This is a genomic window from Photobacterium sp. OFAV2-7 (genome assembly GCF_022347985.1).
Classification (GTDB): Bacteria; Pseudomonadota; Gammaproteobacteria; order Enterobacterales; family Vibrionaceae; genus Photobacterium.
This window is the reverse complement of record NZ_JAKRFQ010000558.1, coordinates 1-3454: the sequence shown is the minus strand read 5'-3', so window position 1 is coordinate 3454 and position 3454 is coordinate 1. Positions and strand designations below refer to the sequence as shown.

The 3454-nt window shown below is 50.0% G+C and carries 2 protein-coding genes and 1 pseudogene; 2 read left to right on the top strand and 1 reads right to left on the bottom strand.

Annotation, left to right across the window (positions count from 1 at the left end):
* Positions 1-1798, bottom strand: a 1798-nt coding sequence (locus tag MHN01_RS20805; protein WP_239413179.1) for a M3 family metallopeptidase, incomplete at its 3' end; no start/stop codon positions are given.
* A gap of 331 nt (positions 1799-2129) precedes the next feature.
* On the opposite strand from MHN01_RS20805, the gene MHN01_RS20800 reads away from it, so the two are divergent.
* Together MHN01_RS20800 and MHN01_RS20795 are read left to right on the top strand one after the other, a co-directional pair.
* Positions 2130-2318: a hypothetical protein gene (locus tag MHN01_RS20800; RefSeq protein ID WP_075764608.1), complete on the top strand. Its 189-nt coding sequence runs from the start codon at positions 2130-2132 to the stop codon at positions 2316-2318.
* A 202-nt stretch (positions 2319-2520) separates the two neighbouring features.
* Positions 2521-3454: pseudogene (locus MHN01_RS20795) on the top strand (Tricorn protease); the annotation flags it as partial.

The following is a 3454-nucleotide window of genomic DNA, read 5'->3' as shown; positions in this document are numbered from 1 at the left end:
CGCTGTCCGAACTATCGTTAGCCGCGAGCTGGGCGGCACCGTCAACTATACGGATCGTGGCATTCAGCGGAGCAACCTCTGCTCTTTCTCTGCCCTGCAATGCTGCTATTTTTTGCTGTTCTGCTTCCCATGCCTGCTCGGCCGAAAGGTTGCACTCATCGGCAAGGTATTTGGCGTTAAACCCTTCTCCAGTCAGGTTAAAAATAGTCGCATTGTGATTCACGCTATTTCCGCCATGCCAATAATGCTTCGCCAGTAGCTGTCCAATCTGAGGATTATCGGTTAAGTAGCCAAACTTCTCTGTAAAATAAGCTCTTGTCTGATAGACCGCCATGTTCGCCAGCAGGTAACCTTGATAGGCACAGGCCGCCTCATCCGACAACAGGTGTGGGATCGCCATCAGCGGGCGCGGGCTGCATGCCAGCCCAAGAATTTGTTGCTCGGTTGCTCTGGCCAGTTTGGTCACCGCATCCGCTGTCAGCTCATCATCACCCAAACGATACAGAGCCCGCTCAAAGTAAGGCACCACCAAAATGCTTCTCTCGCCATACGCTCGGAAAGGCTGCTTACTGTCAATCATTGACTTGATCACGGCATCCGGTACGGCGTCGCCATCAGCGTCCAGCGCATACTGCTTCAGCCAGTCTGCATCGCCGAGCAGGCTATCGCAAAACATCGACTGAGTCTCGGCATAGGCCATCGAAGTCGGCGCGAACTCCTGTGAGAAACACGGCGCATTCATCTTCACGTTAGAGAAATGCGCAGCATGCCCGCCTTCATGGAACAAGGTGTTGATCCCGTCATACCCGCTACCGACCTGATCCGGCTTGGCATTGCTGGTGAAATTGACCTTGGCAGGCACCCAGCGGCCCTGATCGTAAAATGACGGTACCGGACCATGACAGAAGCCGTTTTGGTATTTCCCTTTTCGGTCAAGCAGATCCAATGTCAGTTCTGCACCCGAATAGTCTATATTCAGACGACCGAACGACTCGACCCAGCGTCGTAGAGACTGAGAAAACGGTACATAAGGGTCCAGATCCCGCATCGCATCCCCGGAGAACGAGAATACAAAGTTATGACCAAGCAAGGCTTGCTCGCCCTTGGCATCAGCCAGTTGACGTAAGCTGCGCAGATGGCTATCTCGGGTTCGGGCTTCAAAGTCCTCCAAAATCGCGAATAGCTCTGTCGTCGTCATCTGTTCGGTTTTGACCACCGAGTAATCAAAAAAGTTGTCGTAACCCAATGACCGGGCGAACTCATTACGCAGTTTTACCAGCTCTAAAAAGCCGTTTTCCAGCAACCACTGCTCCAAATCGATCAAGGCCTGGTGCGAGGAGCGACGAACCTTCTCATTACTGCTGGTACGAATATTGGCAGCAAGCACAGGGAGTGATCCTTCCGCCTGGTTGCCGTTCTCATCAACAAACTTCATCACATGGTTTTGTTTTTTCTCAAACAAATCCGCCTCGAACTTAATCAACTTAGCTTTTAGCGCTTGGGCCTGCTCTGACTCCAGCGCATGAGCCTGAAACATATTCAGCCATCCTTTGAGTCCAACCAGGGTTTGCGTTTTCTCGTTGGAATCGGCAAGCAACTCGGCTGCCGCTATCTGCTCTTTCAGCTCGGTGATCTGGGCCGGAGTACTCAAAAAAGTCGCCCACTGTGTTTCTGCCTCGGCAGAACCCTCATGGTCATCACTCGTTCCCATATAGGTTTCCCAGAAGAAATCTTCTTTGGCCCGGTGCAAAGATAAATAACGCTGGTTCAGTGAATCAAGATAAGCTGATGCTGTCATTTGTATCCCTATAAATGTAAGTGCTTGATCATTTTAATTTATTATCTCATAGCCAATGATAATGCAATCGTGATAGCCCGCAAGCTCATTGATATTTTCAACCAACGGACATTCGCAAGTTACGCTTTACATTGTAAATCCGTCTTGCCAATAGATTCAGCTTTGCTTAAGCCACATCGGCATATTATAACCCTCGAACCCATTGTTTAGCCTATTAACCATAGCGTGATGGAACATCCCTGCGACAACGCTGCAGGCAAATCACTGCTACGTTTAAGTTTCAAACTGGTCAATCTTTGACCAGCCAGGTCTACAAGCACGGAGGAAACACATGAAAAAAGTTATCGCATTACTTTGTTGCATTGTCTTTTCTGGCTTAGCCTTTGCCGAAATGGGAGGGGGCAGCCGAGTCACGGTCCCTCACATTATCTGCATGCAAGACGGTAAGATGATAAGTACGACTGCGATCCCTGTTACCGAATGCAATAAGCTCAAAGCGGAAAAAGCCGAAGCTAAGTAGCAGGCCGATTCATCCGTTCATCTCTTTTGGCCGGCACTGCGCCGGCCTTTCTCTTCAGCAACTCTTCATGACAAATATATACACAATTCAAATGTTGAATGATCGGTCATTCGTGATATATATGAACAACGTTCAGTATTAACCAAAACCAATAACACTTGAACGTCACTTGCTATTTATTGCGACAAACAAGGATCCAGTCATGAGACCATTCGCGCGCAGCTCATTGCTCGCCGCCCTTATTGCCAGTTCATTGTCACCGGCCCTGGCTGCCGACACCCCTTCCCCTGCCGAGCCACAGAACCAGGCTCCGCTCTGGTTACGCAATACGGCCATTTCACCGGATGGTAAGCAGTTGGCATTTACCTACCAAAGCCGTATCTATCTTGCATCCAGCGATGGTGGCAATGCGCGGGCCATCACCAGTGGCGAATTCTACCCGCACGCCCTGGTATGGTCGCCGGATAATAAAACACTGGCTTTTGCTGCCAACCCGTACGGAAACGATGATGTTTTCACGGTATCGTTACAGAGCGGAGAGATGACCCGCCTCACCACCCATTCTGCCAACGACATTCCTACCGCCTTTTCCGATAATGGAAAGTCCGTGCTGTTCAACACCACACGTCTAACGGCAGAACAACAGGATTTTTACAGCCTGCCGCTGTACTCATTCGGCACCAGCGGTAACCAGCTGTACCATGTAGATATCAACAATAAAGCCGCTCAGGCTCTGATGCCGATCCCGGCCAAGCATGCTGTGTGGAACAATGATAAAACACAGCTGCTCTATAATTCCCCGCACAAGGATCAGCAATTCAGAAAGCACCAGAACTCTTTTGCTGTCCCGACTATCTGGCTATTTGATGCTAAGACAGGGAAACACCGTCAGCTGACTGAAAATAGAATTGCCGCCCAGCAACCGCTCTGGAACCGTGACAACAGCGGTTTCTACTTCCTGAGTGAGCGCAGCGGCAGCTTTAATGTCTGGTTTTATGAATTGGCCACAGGCAAAGAAACACAAATCACCACCCTGGCCGATCACCCTATCCGTCACCTGTCGGTATCAGCCAATGATGATCTGGCGTTTTCCTACAACGGGGAATTGTACCGGCTAGCAAAAAACCAGGCGGAAC